This is a genomic window from Flavobacterium sp. NKUCC04_CG, from assembly GCF_019345525.1.
GTDB lineage: Bacteria > Bacteroidota > Bacteroidia > Flavobacteriales > Flavobacteriaceae > Flavobacterium.
Window position 1 is genome coordinate 1 of the sequence record NZ_JAHKRA010000086.1, and the last position, 225, is coordinate 225.

The following is a 225-nucleotide window of genomic DNA, read 5'->3' on the forward strand; positions in this document are numbered from 1 at the left end:
CTTTAAAGGGTCGTGGGAGATGACCACGTTGATAGGCTATAGATGTAAAGGCAGTAATGTCATAGTCGAGTAGTACTAATAACCCGTAAGCTTATGTGTACTGTCCCGTTTTTCTAAACGGGACAGGATGACTTTCTACAAAAATACAAGTATTTAAATATCTTCGTATGTTACGATATTCGTTATTCCAGAGTTTTGGATAACAACCGATTTAAGGTGGTTATT

At 36.9% G+C, this 225-nt stretch carries 1 rRNA gene; it reads left to right on the forward strand.

Annotation, left to right across the window (positions count from 1 at the left end):
* Positions 1-100 (forward strand): 23S ribosomal RNA (locus KO524_RS15320); the annotation flags it as partial.
* Positions 101-225 lie beyond the last annotated feature (125 nt).